At 58.6% G+C, this 18,615-nt stretch carries 14 protein-coding genes; 12 read left to right on the forward strand and 2 right to left on the reverse strand.

The window, feature by feature from the left end:
* Positions 1-757 precede the first annotated feature (757 nt).
* The 9 genes from BCM02_RS01420 (at position 758) to BCM02_RS01460 (ending at position 11,167) form a co-directional block, all read left to right on the forward strand.
* Positions 758-1,669 carry a hypothetical protein gene (locus BCM02_RS01420; protein WP_148927269.1) on the forward strand — a complete coding sequence of 304 codons (912 nt, stop codon included), beginning with the start codon at positions 758-760 and terminating at the stop codon, positions 1,667-1,669.
* Between the two features lie 44 nt (positions 1,670-1,713).
* Positions 1,714-2,457, forward strand: coding sequence for an ABC transporter ATP-binding protein (locus BCM02_RS01425; RefSeq protein WP_148927270.1), 744 nt, complete (start codon positions 1,714-1,716; stop codon positions 2,455-2,457).
* Positions 2,450-3,214, forward strand: coding sequence for an ABC transporter permease (locus tag BCM02_RS01430; protein ID WP_187433954.1), 765 nt, complete (start codon positions 2,450-2,452; stop codon positions 3,212-3,214). Before BCM02_RS01425 ends, BCM02_RS01430 begins: the two co-directional genes overlap by 8 nt.
* Before the next feature lie 548 nt (positions 3,215-3,762).
* A complete protein-coding gene (locus BCM02_RS01435) occupies positions 3,763-4,764 on the forward strand; it encodes a sensor histidine kinase (RefSeq protein ID WP_148927922.1) in 1,002 nt (333 codons plus the stop codon).
* Positions 4,761-5,462, forward strand: a complete 702-nt coding sequence (locus tag BCM02_RS01440) for a response regulator transcription factor (RefSeq protein ID WP_148927272.1) — start codon at positions 4,761-4,763, stop codon at positions 5,460-5,462. The genes BCM02_RS01435 and BCM02_RS01440 overlap by 4 nt, the downstream gene beginning before the upstream one ends.
* A gap of 174 nt (positions 5,463-5,636) precedes the next feature.
* Complete coding sequence (locus tag BCM02_RS01445; protein WP_148927273.1) at positions 5,637-9,926, forward strand: S-layer homology domain-containing protein; 4,290 nt, start codon at positions 5,637-5,639, stop codon at positions 9,924-9,926.
* Between the two features lie 153 nt (positions 9,927-10,079).
* Positions 10,080-10,412, forward strand: a complete 333-nt coding sequence (locus BCM02_RS01450; protein ID WP_148927274.1) for an ArsR/SmtB family transcription factor — start codon at positions 10,080-10,082, stop codon at positions 10,410-10,412.
* An 8-nt stretch (positions 10,413-10,420) separates the two neighbouring features.
* Positions 10,421-10,678, forward strand: a complete 258-nt coding sequence (locus BCM02_RS01455; protein WP_148927275.1) for a hypothetical protein — start codon at positions 10,421-10,423, stop codon at positions 10,676-10,678.
* Positions 10,679-10,753: 75 nt separating this feature from the next.
* The gene (locus tag BCM02_RS01460; protein ID WP_148927276.1) at positions 10,754-11,167 is read left to right on the forward strand and encodes a hypothetical protein; all 414 of its coding nucleotides are present in this window, start codon (positions 10,754-10,756) and stop codon (positions 11,165-11,167) included.
* A gap of 136 nt (positions 11,168-11,303) precedes the next feature.
* Here the strand turns inward: BCM02_RS01460 and BCM02_RS01465 are convergent, their stop codons facing one another.
* Both BCM02_RS01465 and BCM02_RS01470 read right to left on the reverse strand, forming a co-directional pair.
* Positions 11,304-13,103, reverse strand: coding sequence for a cache domain-containing sensor histidine kinase (locus BCM02_RS01465; protein ID WP_148927277.1), 1,800 nt, complete (start codon positions 13,101-13,103; stop codon positions 11,304-11,306).
* Between the two features lie 17 nt (positions 13,104-13,120).
* The gene (locus tag BCM02_RS01470; protein WP_148927278.1) at positions 13,121-14,695 is read right to left on the reverse strand and encodes a response regulator; all 1,575 of its coding nucleotides are present in this window, start codon (positions 14,693-14,695) and stop codon (positions 13,121-13,123) included.
* A 304-nt stretch (positions 14,696-14,999) separates the two neighbouring features.
* On the opposite strand from BCM02_RS01470, the gene BCM02_RS01475 reads away from it, so the two are divergent.
* The 3 genes from BCM02_RS01475 (at position 15,000) to BCM02_RS01485 (ending at position 18,603) form a co-directional block, all read left to right on the forward strand.
* The gene (locus tag BCM02_RS01475) at positions 15,000-15,884 is read left to right on the forward strand and encodes an ABC transporter permease (RefSeq protein ID WP_246183205.1); all 885 of its coding nucleotides are present in this window, start codon (positions 15,000-15,002) and stop codon (positions 15,882-15,884) included.
* A gap of 31 nt (positions 15,885-15,915) precedes the next feature.
* On the forward strand, positions 15,916-16,806 hold the full coding sequence (locus tag BCM02_RS01480; protein ID WP_148927280.1) for a carbohydrate ABC transporter permease: 891 nt from the start codon (positions 15,916-15,918) through the stop codon (positions 16,804-16,806).
* A 153-nt stretch (positions 16,807-16,959) separates the two neighbouring features.
* On the forward strand, positions 16,960-18,603 hold the full coding sequence (locus BCM02_RS01485) for an extracellular solute-binding protein (RefSeq protein ID WP_148927281.1): 1,644 nt from the start codon (positions 16,960-16,962) through the stop codon (positions 18,601-18,603).
* The last annotated feature ends 12 nt before the right edge of the window (positions 18,604-18,615 follow it).

Below are 18,615 nucleotides of genomic sequence, written 5' to 3' on the forward strand. Positions count from 1 at the left end.
CGGGATCGATCCATACGATGGGAGTTAAGCGAAATTAAGGCATATTCGAATAGGAAGTACCCCGAGACCGCTTCAACGTTCGCGTTGAGGCGGTCTTTTTGTTTCTGGCAATCATGGAACCGTTCAAAAACGTAAAGCGTGTCCGCTAGCGGACGAAAGCGAAGGTCAGCACGAAATCATCAAGAGAAAGGTAACGAAACAGAATACCGCCCCAAGGCTAAACGTAAAGAACAAAGCTCGAACAATAGCCTGTCCGAAGGACTAGCGAGTTCACCACGAAAGGACACATCAACGACGGCCGCGAATCGAGTCCCGCTAACTAGCGGTTTCCAGAGGGTGCTAACCCTCTGGTTCCCCTTAGCGGAGGGGGCAATGCTGTAAGGTTAAGGAAAAACGTCCGATGAAGCGAACTAGGGTCTATAGTTGACAGGCTTGTGTCATAGGACTTTTTCAACACGTACTGAAGCTTTGTCCGCTAGGACAAAAGCGTGCCAACACGGACGCCACCGCCAACCGCGAACAAACGTGTCAGCACGAAGAAGGGAGTCCAGAGGGCAAAGCCCTTTGGTTCCCCTCAGCGGAGGGGGAAGGGGGAGGAACTCATAGGAGGGGGGAAGGGGCGAGGGAATCCTTTATACTTTTTTTAGACTTTCCTTAGAGGGGCTTTAGAGCTGCCGGATATGCTGATATTAGCGGAAGGAAGCAAGAGAGACGACGAGCATGATCCGCGATACACATAACGAGGAGGAAAGTAATCATGAAGAAAAAATGGATGATCGGAACGGGTATCGGGGTAGGCGCCGTCATGCTGCTGGCGAGCGGGCTCGCGGCAAGCGCGGGGACGTCGGGTTATGAAGCGTATAAGGACGCATGGAAACAATCGGGCGAAATGACGAGCATCGCCGGCGCGGCATCGTTCCGGTTAACGGACAACGGCGCGTCGCTGTTCGACGCCAGCACCACGTTCAAAGGCGACATGGCAACCCAAGCGGGCAGCGCGAACGTGCGGATGACCAGCGGCAAAGAGAGCCATACGCTGAACGTCTACCATCAGGACGGCCAGACCGTGCTGAAGAAGGGCGACAGCGACGTCTACCAAGTGGTCGAGAAGGACGGGGAAGACGGAGCGGAGAAAACCGAACGCGCAGATCATGCGATGCACGGCAAACACGCGGAACTGGCCGAGAACGTCATCGACACGCTGGTTGGCCAGCTGCGCCAGCAAGTCACGCTGACGGAAGGCCAGAATGGCGGCAAGCAGGTAGCGCTGCATCTGAACAGCGCGCAGATTCCGGCGCCCGTGCAAGCGATCGGTTCCTTCCTGATTACGGCGGCTTCGTCTCATGAGGAAGAGAAGAATGAGGGAACGACCGATGCCGGCACGGTGCACGACTTGGACGTCGATCTGCCCGAATTGGTGGATGACGTGCGCGTTACCGCCATCAACCTCGATGCGAACATCGACAAGGACAATTATATCTCGGCCCAGACGGCGGAGATCGTCGTCACCGGCAAAGACGCTTCGGGCAAAACGCATGAATTGAAAGCCGAGCTGGACATGAGCGTGACCGATCGGGATCAAGTCGTGCCGGATCGCGTGGATTTGACGGGCAAACAAGTCGAAACCGTGAAGCCGGAGGATGCCGAGCAGCACGGACGCGGCTGGTAACCCGAATTAAATAAGGAGGAGAAGAAGGAAGGAGCGATTCAAGCATGGAGCCGGTCATGGAAGTCAGACAGGTCGCCAAGCGATACCCGGGCGGCCGAGGCGTCGCGAACATGAGCATGCAAGTGGGCAAAGCGGAAGTATGGGGGCTGTTTGGACCGAACGGGGCTGGCAAGACGACGCTGCTGAAAATCCTGACCGGCCTCTGCCATGCGGACGCGGGCAGCGTGAAACTATTCGGGCACGATATCAAAGGCGACTTCGCGTCGGCGATGTCGCGCGCGAGCTGCTTGATCGAGACGGCCGATGCTTACGAATACATGAGCGCCGAACGAAATTTGAAGCTCGTCGCGCGATTTTATCCGGGGTTGCCGGATGGAAGAATCGACGAAGTGCTTGAGCTCGTCGGATTGGCCCGCGACAAGCGCCGGAAAGTGTCCGGTTATTCCCTCGGGATGAAGCAGCGCCTCGCCATCGCGGCGGCGCTGCTCGCGAGGCCCGAGCTGATCATCCTGGATGAGCCGACGAACGGCCTGGATATCGAAGGCATCCTGTGGCTTCGCGGCTTGATCAGCCGGTTGGCGCGGGAAGAAGGGACGTCGTTCCTTATATCCAGCCATGGCATTCAAGAGATGGAACAGGTGTGCACGCATGGCTGCATCATCGCCGAAGGCGAGATCATCCGGCAAGGAACGGTCGCGGAGCTGACCCATGGCGGCGTCTCGCTCGAAGCAGCCTACATTGCGGCCGTCAACCGGCCGGCGAAAGGAGAGCGGAAGCGCCATGCCTAGCTATATCGCGAACGTCCGCAACGAAATCGACAAGCTGTCCGCCATGCGCAAAATCCGCCTCATCGTGCTGCTTACCGCGATCGTCCCGGTTATGGCGGGGCTGCTGCTCGGATCGCTGAACGGCCAGACGGGAATCAGCTTCATCGGCGCGGGAGGCGCCGCCGGACTGCCGCTCCTCATGCTGGATCTGCTCGTCTTGTTCTGGCTTCCTCCCGTCTTGTTCATGACGGCGGCCGAATTATTCGCGGGCGAGAAATCGACGCGCACGATGAAACTCGTCTTGACGAAGCCGATCGCCAGATCGGCGGTCTATGCCTCCAAGCTGACGGCGATCGCGGCGTTGTGTCTGCTGCTGCTCGGCGAGGTGTGGCTGATCGCCTGGCTGACCGAGCTGTTCACGGGCATGGGCGGCGGTTCTTCGGCGCTTGGCGTTCTCCACAGCCTGGGCGTGTACGCGGCGGCCTTCGTCCCGATGATGGTGCTTGCGCTAATCGCGGCTTTCGTCGTGCAGTGGTTCGGCAGCGGAACGGGGGCGTTCTTGATTCTGTTGTTCTTCTATCTGGCCGGCAAGCTGCTGCCGCTCGTCTATCCGTCGACATCGGGATGGAACGTATTCGCCCAGACCGATTGGTACCGGCTTTGGCTCGGCAATCTTCCGTCGCTCAAACATGCGATGACGCTATTCATGTTCTTGCTGGCGCACGGTATAATGAGCTATGCGGCGGGCTGGTACCGGTTCGAGAAACAGTCGTTCTGAAGCCGCGGAAGGAGTAGGAAACCATGTCGATCCGTCTCAAACTGCTCTTCTCATATATCGCGATGATCCTTGTTCCCGTCGTCTTGTTCGTGATGGCGATGCTCGTGATCGTGGCCATGGTCTTCAGCGAGAAAATCGGCTTCGATCCGCCGATCAAGCTGGAAGCCGTGGAGAAGATGAAAGCCTACCATTCGATGGCGGAAGAGCAAGACCGGCATTTCTCGGGATTATCGTATCTGTTCGATTATGACGCCCGGTTGCTGGAAGATGTCGCGTATTTGAGGCGGATCGGCGAGGAACTGCAGAAGGTGGAAGCCGCGGTCGTCATTGAAAAAGGGGGGGCGTTCGCGTACGTCTCTCCGCTTATGGCGAATTTAGACCGCGCCGAGCTGCTTGGCATGCTTCGAACCGAACCGGAAGACGAGTGGTCGAACCCGGAGTTTGCGCTAGGCGAACGCGATTATACGCTCTCGCGGGAAGAGGTTGCATTTAAGGACGGCAGGACCGGATCGGTCTATTATATAGCGGATATCACCAAGTCCAACGAGATGATTCACCTGTTCTTCCCGATTGTGGCGTTGTCGCTGATCGGGGCCGTCGTGTTGACGAACGGTTTGCTTACCTATTTCGTGTCGCGAAGCATTCTTCGCCCGATCAAAGCCTTGAAGCAGGCGGCCGAGCATATCAAGGAGGGCGATCTCGAGCATCCGCTTCAGATGAAGAAGCGCAGGGACGAGCTTGGCCGGCTGGGCAGCGCCTTCGAAGAAATGCGTCTGCGGCTGAAGGAATCGATTCGCGTGCAGCTTCAGGTCGAGGAGGATCGCAAGGAGCTGATCTCCAGCATCTCGCACGATCTCAAGACGCCGATCACGGCGATAACCGGCTGCGCCGATATCATGCGGGACGGGATTGCCGATACACCCGAGAAGCAGCTTAAATACATCAATATGATTCACCGGAAGGCGGCCGATATGGATCGCATGATCGATGAGCTGTTCCTGTTCTCCAAACTCGATTTGAAGAAACTGCCGTTTACCTTTGTCACCGTCGACCTGACGGCTTTCCTGGCCGACTGCGCCGAAGAATTGCGGCTTCAATCGCAAGCCGGCTCGGATCGTCTCGACGTCGTCTTCGAACATTCGGGCGGCGAACCGGCGATCGCGATGGCCGATCGGGAGAAACTCGGAAGGGCGATCATGAACATCGTGGAGAACAGTCTGAAGCATATGGATAAGCCCGAGAAGAGACTGACCTTCAAGCTTGCGACCGACTCTGTAGAAGCGCGCGCCGACATGGTCGCGGTCAGCATCGCCGACAATGGACCCGGCATCGAGAGGGAGGCGCTTCCGCGCATCTTCGAACGCTTCTACCGGGCGGACGAAGCCCGTACTTCGGAGCGCGGAGGGAGCGGCTTGGGGCTCGCCATCGTCAAACAAATCATCGAAGAGCATGGCGGACGGGTATGGGCGGAGAGCATTGTAGGCTCGGGAACCGTGATCTCGTTCTCGCTGCCGATTCATGTCGAGGACACGCCGGGAGGGCCGCAATGAAGACGATTCTGATTATCGAAGACGATTCCGTCATCGCCGAAGTGCAGAAGGACTACTTGGAGGCAAGCGGCTATGCCGTGGAGATCGCGGCAAGCGGCGAGCTTGGCCTGCAGAAAGCGCTGGATGGCGAGATCGATCTCATTTTGCTGGATCTCATGCTTCCCGGCGTGGACGGCTACGAGATTTGCAAACAAGTGAGGCGTACGAAGAATATCCCGATTCTGATGGTGTCCGCGAAGAAAGAGGAGATCGACAAGATCCGCGGCCTCGGCCTCGGCGCGGACGACTATATTAGCAAACCGTTCAGCGTCGGCGAATTGGTCGCGCGCGTGAAAGCGCATCTAAGTCGGTTCGAGAGGTTGACCATGCAAAGTCCTGGGGCGGCGCCACAGCCGAAAGACGAGCTGCGATTGAACGAATTGACCATCGACAAGCTGGCGCGCAAGGTGTTCGTCCGCGAACGCGAGGCGCAGCTGACGACGAAAGAGTACGACCTGCTGCTCTATATGGTGTCGAATCCGAACCGGGTGTTCCGCAAGGATGAGCTGTTCGAGCGAATCTGGGGCTTCGACGCCATGGGAGACAACGCGACGGTCACCGTGCACATCAGCAAGCTGCGCGAGAAGATCGAGCGGCAGCCGTCGAAGCCGGTCATGATCGAGACGATCTGGGGCGTCGGCTATCGATTTAACGTGTAACGCGCGTGTCGGAATCGGTATTGAAATAGGAAAGTGAGCGAGGAGTATTGCTTAACGGCAAGACTCCTTTATTTTGCGTTATGATTCGGAGGATTCTTGGATTGTCCGGGGGAAGCCGCTCGATTACATTTGACATGTAACGGGGAGAACCCGAACGATGAAAGGAGTTATCTGATGAAGAAAACGCTTACGTTGTGCTTGGCGCTAATGCTATTGCTCGGCGCCGTCATGGCATCGTCCGGCTTTGCGGAGACGCCGCAAGCAGAAGAGTCCGCGATCGAGGAAGCGGATCAGGAGGCGGTCGAGCCGCAATCGGCCGCACCTGCATCGGCGGCTGACGGGATTGCTTATGAAGCGGAAACCGCGGGCAATACGATGACCGGCAACGCCTCGGTCTCCGATTGCGAAGGCTGCTCCGGCGGCAAGAAGGTCGGCGGCTTGTATCAAGGCAGCTCGCTGCGGATGACGGGCATCGCAGTCGCCGAAGCCGGCAGCTATTACGCCGTCATCGACTATATATCCGGCGATCCGCGCAGCGCGGATATTAGCGTGAACGGAGGTGCCGCGAAGCATGTCGAGTTCAAGAAAACAGCGGATTGGAACACCGTCGGTACACAGACGGTCATGGTGGATCTGGCCGCTGGCGCGAACGAGATCGCATTCGACGACGGGAACGGCTATTCGCCGGATATCGACCGCATGACGATCGTGCCGGCAGCGCAAAGATATGAAGGGGAAGCCGCAGGCAACACGCTAAGCGGCAATGCCTCCGTCAACGATTGCGCCGCCTGCTCCGATGGCAAGAAAGTCGGCAACTTGTACCAAGGCGCAAGCGTGCGAGTGAACGGCATTCAAGTTCCCGAAGCCGGCGCCTATGAAATTACCGTTCACTATGTCTCGGGCGATCCGAGGTCGTTCTCCGTCAGCGTGAACGACGGTCCGGCTCAAAGCATCCTGTTCGCCAAGACGGCGGACTGGGATACGGTCGGCACGCGGAAGATCAACGTCGCCCTGCAAGCCGGCGACAACAGCATCCTGTTCGCCGACGGCGGCGGATACGCGCCGGACTTGGACCGAATCACGGTCGCGCCGCTTGCCGGCGAAGTCGTGGCGGGCTGCGAGCAAGCGGCCGCCGATCCGCAGCCGCCTGCCGGAGAGCCGGTAAGGACGAAGGCGTTCGGCGCGATAACCGTCAAAGAATATGCGGGTCATGTGCTCATCGAACAAGGCGCGTCCGCGATTCTATACGATTTGGATAGCGGGCTTGCCTCTTACAGATGGAACGGTAAGACGATCGCGAAGGGCGTCTACAGCAAGTTCGGCGACTTGGCGAGCAGCTGTTATGGCGAGCACCGATTCGCGATGGACGAAGTAAAGCCGGTAACGGACGGTTTCGGCATTGGAATCGAAGCGACGTTCGTCAACGAGGAATCAGGCAAACCCGTTCTTCGTCAAACGTACAGTATATACGCGGGCCAACCGTTCTTCCTGACGCGAACGGAAGCCGAAGGCGACGGGGAGCTGGCCGCGAATTATTTCGCTCCGCTCGTCACGAATACGAAAGGCGGCATCGACATCGGCAGCTACGAGGATGCCCGCGTGTTGGCCGTCCCTTACGACAACGACATGTGGGTTCGCTATCAAGCGGTGCCGATCAACGCCTCCGACACGAGCTACGAGGTGACGGCAGTCTACGACAATGCGAGCCGCGACGGCCTCGTTCTCGGGTCGGTCACGCACGATACATGGAAGACCGGCATCGATTTCATCGGCGAAGCGAATAAGCTGAACGCGCTCAGCGCGTATGGCGGCGCGTCGTCCGCGAAGACGCATGACTCGCAGTCTCACGGGACGGTGACGGGAGCGAACCTTACGTCGCCGACGATCTTCGTCGGCTACTACGACGATTACCGGGATGGCTTGGAGGCCTATGGCGAAGCCAACGCGGTGATCGCGCCGCCGCTCGCCTTCGCCTCCGGCGTACCGCAAGGCGTGCCCGTCGGCTGGAACAGCTGGGGCGCCCGCGGCAGCTCGCTATCCTATCAGGACGTCATCGATACATCGAATTATTACAAGAATCAACTCCGTGCCATGAACAACGACGGCATCACGTATATCAACATGGACTCGTACTGGGATAACTTAAGCGACCAGCAGCTGGCCGACGCCGTTGCCGCGATCCGCGCGAACGGCCAGAAGGCCGGCATCTACTGGGGGCCATTCGTCTACTGGGGCAATAACATGGAGCAGCCCGTGGACGGCTCCTCCTATAAGTACGGAGATATCGTGCTGCGCGATCAGGATGGCAATCCGCTCCCGACGCTGGACGGGGCGTACGCCGTCGACCCGACGCATCCCGGGACCCAAGAACGCATGGATTATTTCCTCGGCAAATTCGAGCGGCTCGGGTTCGAATATATCAAGCTGGACTTCCTGACGCACGGCGCGCTGGAAGGCAAACATTACGATACTGACGTGCAGACGGGCACGCAGGCGTACAACGAAGGCATGACATACGTGACGAACGCGGTAGGCAACTCCATGTTCATCAGCGCGTCGATCGCGCCGATGTTCCCGAGCCAGTACGCGCATAGCCGCCGGATCGCGACCGATACGTTCGGCAGCATCGGCGACACCGAATATCAGCTGAACGCGCTCACCTACGGCTGGTGGCAGAACGGTACGATTTATCGCTATACGGATCCAGACCATATGACGCTTGCGCAGGCAGCGACGCTCGAAGAGGCGCGCAGCCGCGTCAATTCGGCGGTCATCACGGGCACGGTATTCCTCGGCTCCGACGACGTGAACGATCCGAAAGCGCAAGATTATATGCGCGCGCTCTATGCGAACGAAGCGGTGCTCGCGGTCGCGAAGAAGGGCAAATCCTTCCGCGCGATCGAAGGCGACACGGGCGCGAAAGCGGCGGAGAGCTTCGTGCTCGGCGACGGCGGCGCGTATTATTTGGCGGTATTCAATTACGGCGGCGAGGCGGCGGAGAAGCCGGTATCGCTCGAGCGGGCGGGACTAGACGCGAACCGGACTTACGTGGCGACAGAGCTCTGGAGCGGCGCGACGTCGAACGTGAAAGCAACGCTTGCCGTATCGCTCGGGGCGGCCGCGTCGAAGCTGTATAAGCTGACGCCTGTATCGGACGGAGGCTCGAACCCGACTCCCGGCGGCGGCGCGACCGCGCCGAATCCGCCGGTAACGCCGGAGAAGAAGAGCGACGGCGACTTGTCCGCCGCGGTGAAGGTGCAGCCGTCGACCGATGGCAGCGCGGCAGCGCAAGTCGATACGGAGGGGGCGCTTGCGCTCATCAAGCAAGCGAAAGAAGGGACCACGACGTTTGCGATCAAGTTGACGGCGACGAGCGCTGTCTCTGGCATGACGATTCACATCGCTAGAACGCTGGCGGACCAAGCGATCGAAGCCGCGGGGAAGCATGCCGCCGCCCGGTTCGAGAGTCCGTTCGGCACGTATACGATTACGTTCGCGAAGCTGCAGTCGGCTGCAGACGAGAAGGGCAATGTTCAGATCGGCATAGGTGAACCGAAGGCCGAAGAGATGGCGGCGTTGGAGGCGGTGCTGCCGGCCGACTATGAGACGCTCGAATCGGCCGCGATTCGGATCGGCACGGCCCAAGAGACCGGGAGCGTGGCGCAATCTTCTCCGCCATACGGCGACCTTGCCGTCATGCACTCGTTCTTATTAGACATGAAACCGGATGGTGCGCAATCGGTGTTCGTCATCCGATTCGATGGTTCGGGCGATCTCGTTCCGATTCCCGCAAAGCTTCATAAGCGGCCGGATGGCCGCTACGAATCGACATTTCCCTCTTCTGGATTTGGTAGTTACGCCGTGATCTCCGGATCGCGAAGCTTTGCCGACGCGAATGGACATTGGGCGGAGGCATCAATTAACCGCTTGGCATCTCAGCTCGTCTTGAACGGAGAGTCGGGAGATGTCTTCGCGCCGAATGAGCCGGTGACGCGGGCGGTGTTCGCTAGTTTGCTCGTACGCGCGATAGGGCTCGGCGGCGAAGGCGCGTCCCTCCCTAGCGCGTTCGTAGACGTCGAAGGGAAGGCCTGGTTCACCGGCAACGTCGGGACGGCGGTTGCGGCCGGACTCGCGCAGGGAGCGGCGGATGGGAGATTCCGTCCGGATGACGTGATAACGAGGCAGGAGATGGTGGTCATGCTAATCAAGGCGCTGTCGCTATTTCAACCGAACACGCAGTCGGATACAGGCGCCGCCGCAGACGGAAGTTTGAGCAGCTTCGCAGACGGAGCAGCGGCGTCCGACTGGGCGCGGCAGGCGCTTGCAGCCGCCGTTCAAGCCGGCCTCCTGCAGGGCAATGCCGCCGGGGAACTGCTTCCGCGGCATCCGGCGACGCGCGCGGAGACGGCCGTGCTGCTTGACCGGCTGCTGGATATGCTAGGGTTTACAATGGCGAAGTCGTAAGTTGAACTTATCATAGAGGCGGCCGTTTCTTGCAAGCAAGGAAATCGTATGCAGCAAATTAGGCGCCAGAGGATCACACCCTCTGGCGCTTTTTTCGTGTTTATCACACAGGAAAATGTTGACAGACTTACACCTGTAAGATATTCTTTACACATGGAAGATAAAAATAAACATATTCATGGCGACAAGCTGCTGGCCGTTCTGGCGGCGCTCGCGAATCCCCACCGGCTGCGAATCGTCGCAGCGCTGGCCACCGGCGGCCGCAACTACGTCAGTCAACTTGCGCGCGAGGTCGGCATCAGCCGCCCGTTGCTGCATCTCCACCTGCAGAAGCTTCAAGAGGCCGGTCTTGTAACGAGTCAACTGGAGTTATCGCATGATGGCAAAGCTTTGAATTATTTTGAAGTCCGCGACTTTGGCTTTGAGCTCTCTCCGGCGACCATCGCCGAAGCGGCGAAGTCTCTGACTATCGACCCGGAAAGGTGACGATCTCCATGTCCACGAATTTGTATCTTGTCTCCCTGAGCCTCCCTTTCGTCACGCTGCTGCTCATTTTCGGCATGCGGTATTTCTCGGTCATCCGGCAGGCGCAGCTTCGCTATGCGAACGACGAGGCTCACCGCCGGCTCGCGGAGCAAGCCGCAACCGCGCAAGCCGAGACGGCGAGCGCGCTCCATTCCATCACGTCCACGCTTACGGACGTCAATGACCGGCTCATGAAAGTCGAGAAGGTGCTCAAAGGTATCGAGTAGCAAATCGGCGCGCCCCTTTTGCGAGGCGTAACAGAAGCTAATCGAAGCACCGCAACTAATCCGGGAGGTGCAAGGATGTACGAGGTATCATTGTTTCGTCTCTATTTGCTGCGAGCCGCGTATCTGTTTATCGCGGTGGGGCTTAGCATCTATGTATTGCCGGACGTCATTCAGCAGGTGATCGATCCGACGCGCGAGTGGGAAATGATGGAGGGCGTCGTCGCTTGCATGCAAGCCGCCTTATGCGTGCTCTGCTTCGTTGGACTTCGTTATCCGCTGAAGATGCTGCCTTTGCTGGTATGGGAAATGGTATGGAAAGCCATCTGGCTGCTTATCGTCGCGCTACCGTTATGGATGTCAGGCGAGATGGACGAAGCGACCTGGTCGACGGCGTTCGCCTGTTTCATGGGCATCGTAGCGCCGATCGCCATGCCTTGGCGTTATCTTTTCAAGAAGTTCGCTTCGCTTACGGGAGACCGTTGGAAGTAGCATGATGCGGAATTCGTTAACGGAGCTGACGGAAAACCGGAAGGGCAGCCGATCATAGGATCGGCTGTCTTTTGTGCGTGGATAATAAAAGCGGTGCTCCTCGTCACAATGACGATCGGAGCGACGCCTTGGAAATTCATTTCAATCCGCTGAGCGGAATCCGGATTTGCACCGTCGTGCCGATCCCGAACCGGCTGAAGATTTGGACGCCGTAGGCTTCCCCGAAGGCGAGCTTAATGCGGGCGTCGACGTTGCGAATACCGAAGCCGGAGCTGCTCTCGCCGTCCCATTCGGGCTGCAGCAGGGCGAGCTTCTCCGGCCGCATGCCCATGCCGTCGTCGATAACGCGGAGGACGAGGACGTCGTCTTCGACGCGCGCCTTCAGAATAATGTTGATGCCGGCTTCGTCGTCCCAGATCGCATGGTTGATGACGTTCTCGATGAACGGTTGAAGCATCAGCTTCACGACCGGATAGGGCGACGCCGCTTCGTCGATCTGCTCATGAATATGCAGCAAGCCCTGAAACCGCAGCTGCTGAATGGCGATGTACGACTTCGTCAGCCGGAGCTCTTCGCCGAACGTGATAATGCGCTTCCCCTTGTTGAGCGAGATTCGATAGAATTTGGCGAGATGGCCGACCATGTCTTGGATGCGCGTATCTTGACTGCGGATGGCGAGCGCCGAGATGGAGGCGAGCGTGTTATATAGAAAATGGGGGTTGATCTGCGCCTGCAGCATGTTCATCTCGGCTTCCTTCTTGGAAATTTCCTTCTTGTACACCTCGTTGATGAGCGCCTTCATGCGTCCCGCCATCTTGACCATGGCGAAGGAGAGCTGACCGAGCTCGTCGTGCGACGGGTTGCCCGGCTGCACGTCGAAGTCCTCCCGCTCGATTCGCCGCGTCATCTGGAGCAGTCGTTCGATCCGTTTGGTGAACAACCGGGCCATCGCGTAGATGAGGAGGATGGCGACCAGCCCGGTGACGAGACCGACCGCGGACAAGCGGGAGAAGGCGCGCTTCACGTTGCTCATCAAGCTGTCGTAGGAGACGACCGACACCGTCTTCCAGCCGTTATCGACCGAGCTGTAGACGACGTAGACGCGCTCGCCGTCATACGTGCCGAAGTAGTTGCCCGTCGCGCCTTCTCCCTGATGGCCGTGAAGCCGTTCGTACAGATTGCGTCCCAGCAGCGATTTGTCCTTGCCGGAGATGATCGTCCCGTCGTCTCCGACGATGAACACGTCCTTGTTGACGTTCTCCTTCTCCATGAGCGCGAAAATATCCGCCTCGGGGATCTCGAGGGTCAGTATCCCGTACGGGTAGTTCAGGCTGTTGTTGTCCAGCTGCCGGGCGAGCACGATTCGGTTCGGCTTGCGTTCCTCCATGCCCTGGGCGACCGATTCCTTGGAAGGATTCGTCTCGCCCATAACGGTGAACGTGACGGAACCGTAGGCTTTCTCGACCGCCCGATACCACGAATGCCGCTTCATGGCGTCGTCCGCACGCCGGATGTACACTTGATCGGCCGGCAAGGTCGGATTGGTCGAATAGATGACGATGTCCGCGATGTCCGAATTAGTCGCAAGCACGTTATTGAACGTGTTGTTGATATACTCGTACGCCTCGAGATAACCCGTTCCGCTGGAATAGTCGTTCGTCAGCATCGTTTGAAGCCGACGATCCAGATACAGCGAGGAGGAAATCTTCGAGTAAGCGTCGAGTTTCATCTTCAAATTCGCGCTCACTTGTCCGGTCGTGCCGGCCATGGAATCGTACATTTGGCGGGTCAGCTCGGTGCGCATCGTCTCGTACGAATAGGCGGCGAACAGCAGGATCGGTCCGAGCGAGACGAGGCCGAGCAGCGCGAACAGCTTGTTCCGAAGGCGCATATGCCGGAAAGGCTTCGTTAGGATTGTGATGAGGACGGGCGGCATAAGCGAATTCCTCCGGATCAACAGATTTGCTTGCGGTAGCTGTTCGGCGTCAGGCCCGTCGTCTTCTGGAACACCGAGCAGAAGTAGGAGACGTTCTCATAGCCGACGCGCGACGAGATTTCATGGATCTTCAGCGACTTATCCCCGAGCAGGAGAGACGCTTGCTCCATGCGCTTGCCGGTGATGACTTCCAGGATGGTCTGTCCCGTCTTCTCCTTGAAGAGCGAGCGGATGTAGTTGGGCGACAGATAGACTTCCCGGGCGATGTCTTCGACGGTAAGCGGCTTATGGTAGGATGACTCGATAATCGCGCGGATGCGGCGAACGATCTGCTGGTGCCGGTCTTTGTCCTTCTCCGACAGCGCCATGACGAGCCGGTGGCAGACGTCCCGCGCATGGGCCTCGATGTCCGCCATCGTCGCGCGTTCGTCCATGATCGTCCATTCGCTGTTTGTCAGCGGCAGCGAAAGCTCCTTCATCGCGGCGCCGAAATGCCGCTGCACCCCCGATACGAGCCTGACGGCCGCCGCGCGGACGAGATGCCGGTGCACGCGTCGATCGCGTAGCTCCCGGAAGAACCTCGCCACCTCGGCTTCGGTCTCTTCAGCTTGCTCATGGCCGATGAACCGGCACAGGTTCGACTTCGTCTCCTCGACGTCGATCTCCGCGGTGACGAACTCCGGCAGCCGTCCTGCCGCTAGCAGCGAACCGGCGCCTTCGTAGAAGACATGCTCATATGCCTGCCTCGATTCGCGGAACAAGGCGCAGGCATCCTCTAACCGCTCGCCCATCCGGGATAGTCCGACCGTCAGCCGGATCGGGAAATCCTCGGCCATCAGCTGCTGCAGCCGCTCCCATATGGCTTCGTCAACATCATCCGGTTCCGATCGGAAGAACGCCGCGAACGAGCCGGCTTCCCAGTCGAGGCAACGCCCCTGGAAGCCGAGCGCGCGCAAGCTCCGGAAGAGCGCCTCGCGCACGCTGTTCTGGAGCGGATCGAGGACGGGTTTGCCCGATTCGAGGGATTCGCCGACGTCATCGACATGGCCGATCGCGAGATAGGCAGCCCGGTAAGCCGCGAACTGCGGCAGGCCGGCGCGATCCAGCTGATGCAGTCTGGCCGCTAGTATGCTTCGCTGTTCCGGCGAATCCTCGGTCATGAGCAAGCGGAGCAGCTTGTCTTTGGCCATCTCCTCGGATTGCGCGTTCATCTTCGCTTCCTCGCACTTGGCTTTCACTTTCTCCATCAACTGCGACAGTTCTTCCATGTCGATCGGCTTGAGCAGGTAGCCGGAGGCTTCGACCGCGAGCGCCGTCTTAATATATTGGAATTCGTCGTGACCGCTGAGGAAGACGATCTTCACCTTCTTGTCATGCTGCTTCGCGCGCTTGGCGAACTCCAGGCCGTCCATGATCGGCATGCGGACATCGGTCAGTATAATGTCGGGAGAGAGGCGCTGCGTCAGTTCGAGCGCTTCACGGCCGTTCTTCGCCGTGCCGATGACCCGAATGCCCATGGATGCCCACGGCACGTTTTCCGAGAACGCTTCCAATTCGAGCTTCTCGTCGTCCACGATCAAGATCGTATACATCCTTTAAGCAGCCTCCTCGTGCCATATGCGGGCGTTGGTATGTTCTCCTATTGTAGTGCGCGTGCGGTATTTCAACAATGCCCGCCGGGAAACTCCATCGGTTTGAGGCATGATTCGGCGGATGTTTGCATAGAAGGCGCCTTCCTGCCTCCCCTATAATGAGAATCAATCCGGCACGCATCACACCACATAAGGAGGGGCGGCAATGAACACAGCGGCGAATACTGCGGCACTACGGCCGAAGACGACGCCCAAGGCAGGCGGCAAGCCGGGCGGCATCGGCAGGCGGCTAAGGCAGCAGAAAATGCTGTGGCTGATGATCCTGCCCGCATTCGTCTGCACGTTATTATTCTCGTACGGTCCGCTGTTCGGGCTGTACATGGCGTTCATCAACTACCAGCCGGGCGGACCTTTCCTCGAATCGTTCTTCAAGAGCGAATTCGTCGGCTTGCAGTGGTTCGAGTACTTCTTCACGAACGGCGACTTCTGGATCATCATGCGCAATACGCTCGCGCAGAGCTTGCTCAGTCTGCTGTTCGGGTTCCCCGCGCCGATCCTGCTGGCGTTGGCGATTAACGAAGTGAAGAGCGGGGCGTTCAAGAAAATTTTCCAGACCGTCTCGTATTTGCCTCACTTCATCTCCTGGGTCATCGCGGCGAACATCATCATTACGCTGCTGTCCTCGGAAGGCTTGGTCAACAAGGTGCTCATGCTGCTGCATCTGACCGACGAGCCGATCGCCTTCTTCCAGAACGGCCACTACTTCTGGTGGATCATCGCGTCGTCGAACACGTGGAAGGATATGGGCTTCAACGCGATCATGTATTTGGCCGCGATCGCCTCGATCAATCCGGAGCTGTACGAGGCGGCCAAGGTCGACGGCGCTTCCCGGCTGCGGCAAATGATGCACGTGACGCTTCCGGCGCTCAAGCCGACGATCGTGATCCTGCTTATCCTGGCGGTCGGCGGCGTGCTGAACGCGGGATTCGACCAGCAGTACTTGCTGCAGAACGACCTGGTGCTCCAGTATTCCGACGTCATCGATACGTACACCTACCGGTACGGCTTGCAGAACGGCATGTTCTCCTATGCGTCCGCGGTCGGGTTGTTCAAATCGGTCGTCGCCTTCATCCTGGTGCTGACGGTCAATCGCATCGCGAAGAAAGTGAACGATCAATCGCTGTTCTGACGCCAGATTCGGCTACGAAAGGAAGAGAAGCATGAGAAGCAAAACTTGGGGAGATGCCGTCTACTCGGGCGTCGTCTACGCCTTCTTGATCGCGGTGCTGCTGGCGACGTTCTATCCGTTCTGGAACGTGCTGATCTTGTCGGTCAACAGCGCGTCCGATACGATTAGAGGCGGCATTTATTTCTGGCCGAGGGAGCTGTCCTTCACCAGCTACCGCGAGATATTGACGGACAACGAAATTCTCCATTCGGTCGGCGTGACCGTGGCCCGGACGCTGATCGGGACGCCGCTGACGGTGCTCGTCATCAGCCTGCTGGCGTATCCGCTCAGCAACCGGGAGCTCGTGCTCCGCAAGCCGGTTACGTTGTACTTCATCTTTACGATGTATTTCAGCGGCGGCCTGATCCCGTACTACATGATTCTGAAAGGCCTTAATCTGATCGATTCCTTCTGGGTGTTCATCCTGCCCGGCTTGATGAACGTCTTCTACATGATCCTCATCCGGACCTACATCGAAGGCTTGCCGGGCGAGCTGGTCGAGTCGGCGAAGATCGACGGGGCGAACGACCTGCATATTTACTTCCGGATTATCCTGCCGCTGACGCTGCCGGTACTCGCCACCATCGCGCTGTTCACGGCGATCGGACACTGGAACGCCTGGTTCGATTCGTACGTCTTCACCTACAATCCGGACCTGAAGACGCTTCAGGCGGTGCTAGTCAAAATCCTCAATCAGTACCAGACCGGCAGCATGGTGTCCGACGCGCAGAAAATGGCCGACTCCGCCAAACGGCTGGCCGTCTCGTCGGATACGATCCGGATGGCCGCGACGATGGTCGCGACGCTGCCGATCGTGCTCGTCTATCCGTTCCTCCAACGCTATTTCGTGAAAGGCATGACGCTCGGCGCCGTGAAAAGCTGATGCCGCGGCTGTCTTGGACTTCTGGAGAGGGGGGATGCAGGCAGGTCGGCTTGGGCAAAGGGAACATGGACATGGGGTCAGACGACAAATGATTAGCTTTGAAACGCCTCAAGGAGGCTTGGGTACGATAATGAACGAGGGGGATGAAAGCACATGACGAAATTACGGGTACTATCGGCCGTGCTCTCGGTTGCGCTGGTTGGCTCCATGCTGGCCGCATGCGGCAACAATGAAGGCAATAACGCGGGAACGAACGGCGGGGAAGCCGGTACGGCCAACAACGGGGCGGCTAATAGCGGGACGGCACAGACGGAGAAGCCGTCCGAGCCGATTACGCTTACGTTCTTCGACCAGAACACGGGCGAAGCGTTCACCAATCCGGTCGCCCAGGAAATCATGAAGCGGACCGGCGTGAAGGTCGAGATTCAGCAGCCGACCGGCAACCCGGCGGAGAAGCTGAACCTGATGCTGGCGAGCGGCGACCTGCCGGACATTATTCTGATGAGCCGCGGCGGCGATCTCGTGAACAAGTATATCGCGGCCGGCGCCATTATTCCGTTGAACGATCTGCTTGATCAACACGGGCCAGACGTGAAGAGCCAATACGGCGATATTTTGAAACAAACGCGTCATACGGACGGCAAGAACTACTACCTCTCCAATTGGTACGGCCTCGACAACGATCCGGTATTCGGGGTGCAGATGCGCAAGGACATCCTGAAGGAGTTAGCGCCGGACAAAGCGGAAGGCGGCCAGCCGTTCACGACCGAGGAGTTCGAAGCGCTGTTGCGGAGCTACAAGGAGAAATATCCGACCGTCGATGGCAAGCCGTCAATACCGCTCACGTTGAACGGCGAGAACATGGGCGCGGTGCTCGGCACGTTCAAGGGTATGTGGGGGATGAAGACATACTTCGAGGATAACGGCACGCTGAAATTCGACGTGAAGGATCCTAAATACCGCGAGATGATTCTGTACATGAATAAACTCTACCGCGACGGCTTGATCGACAAAGAATGGGCGGTCAGCAAGACGCAGACGTGGGAGCAGAAGATCGCCAACGGCATCGTCTTCTCGACGCCGGCCGCCTATTGGGATCTGGGCAACGCCAACGGCGCGCTCAAGAAAGCGGGCGGCGCTGACAGCCAACTGTTCGCGTACAAAGTGGTTGCCCCGGGCGTCGATCCGGCGAAGACGACCTACGGTCCGCGCAGTCCGCTCGGCTGGGACGCGATCGCGATCACGAAGAACAACAAGCATCCGGAAGAGACGATGAAGTTCATCAACTTCCTGGCGAGCGAAGAAGGCCAATACCTGCTCATGTGGGGAATCGAAGGCACGAACTGGGATATGAAGGACGGCAAGCACGTGCCGCGCGAAGAGCTGCTGAACGGATTGAAGGAAGACTGGGCCGCCACGACCAAATCGACCGGCGTTCGCTACTGGACATGGTTCGTGAAGAACGGCGCCGGCTCGGACGGCACGCCGTACGACATCGGCCGCTACAACCGCGGAGAAGTCGATCAGATGGCGATCAAGAACCTGCTCGATTCCGTCTGGGATACGTCGCCGTTCGACAACCTCGGGCCGGAGGGCGGCACGCCGGAGTCGCTCAACTACCAGAAGATTCAGGACATCATGAAGCAGTCGCTGACGAAAATCATCATCTCGGGCAGCGAGGCGGATGCCAACGCCGGATTCGACGCGATGCTGGCCGCGATGAAGGCGGCGGGCGACGAGAAGGTAGAAGCGGTCATCACCGATAATTACAACAAGCGGTTGGAGCTGTGGAAATAAACGAATCGGGGG

This window comes from Paenibacillus methanolicus, assembly GCF_008124765.1.
GTDB classification, from domain to species: Bacteria; Bacillota; Bacilli; order Paenibacillales; family Paenibacillaceae; genus Paenibacillus_Z; species Paenibacillus_Z methanolicus.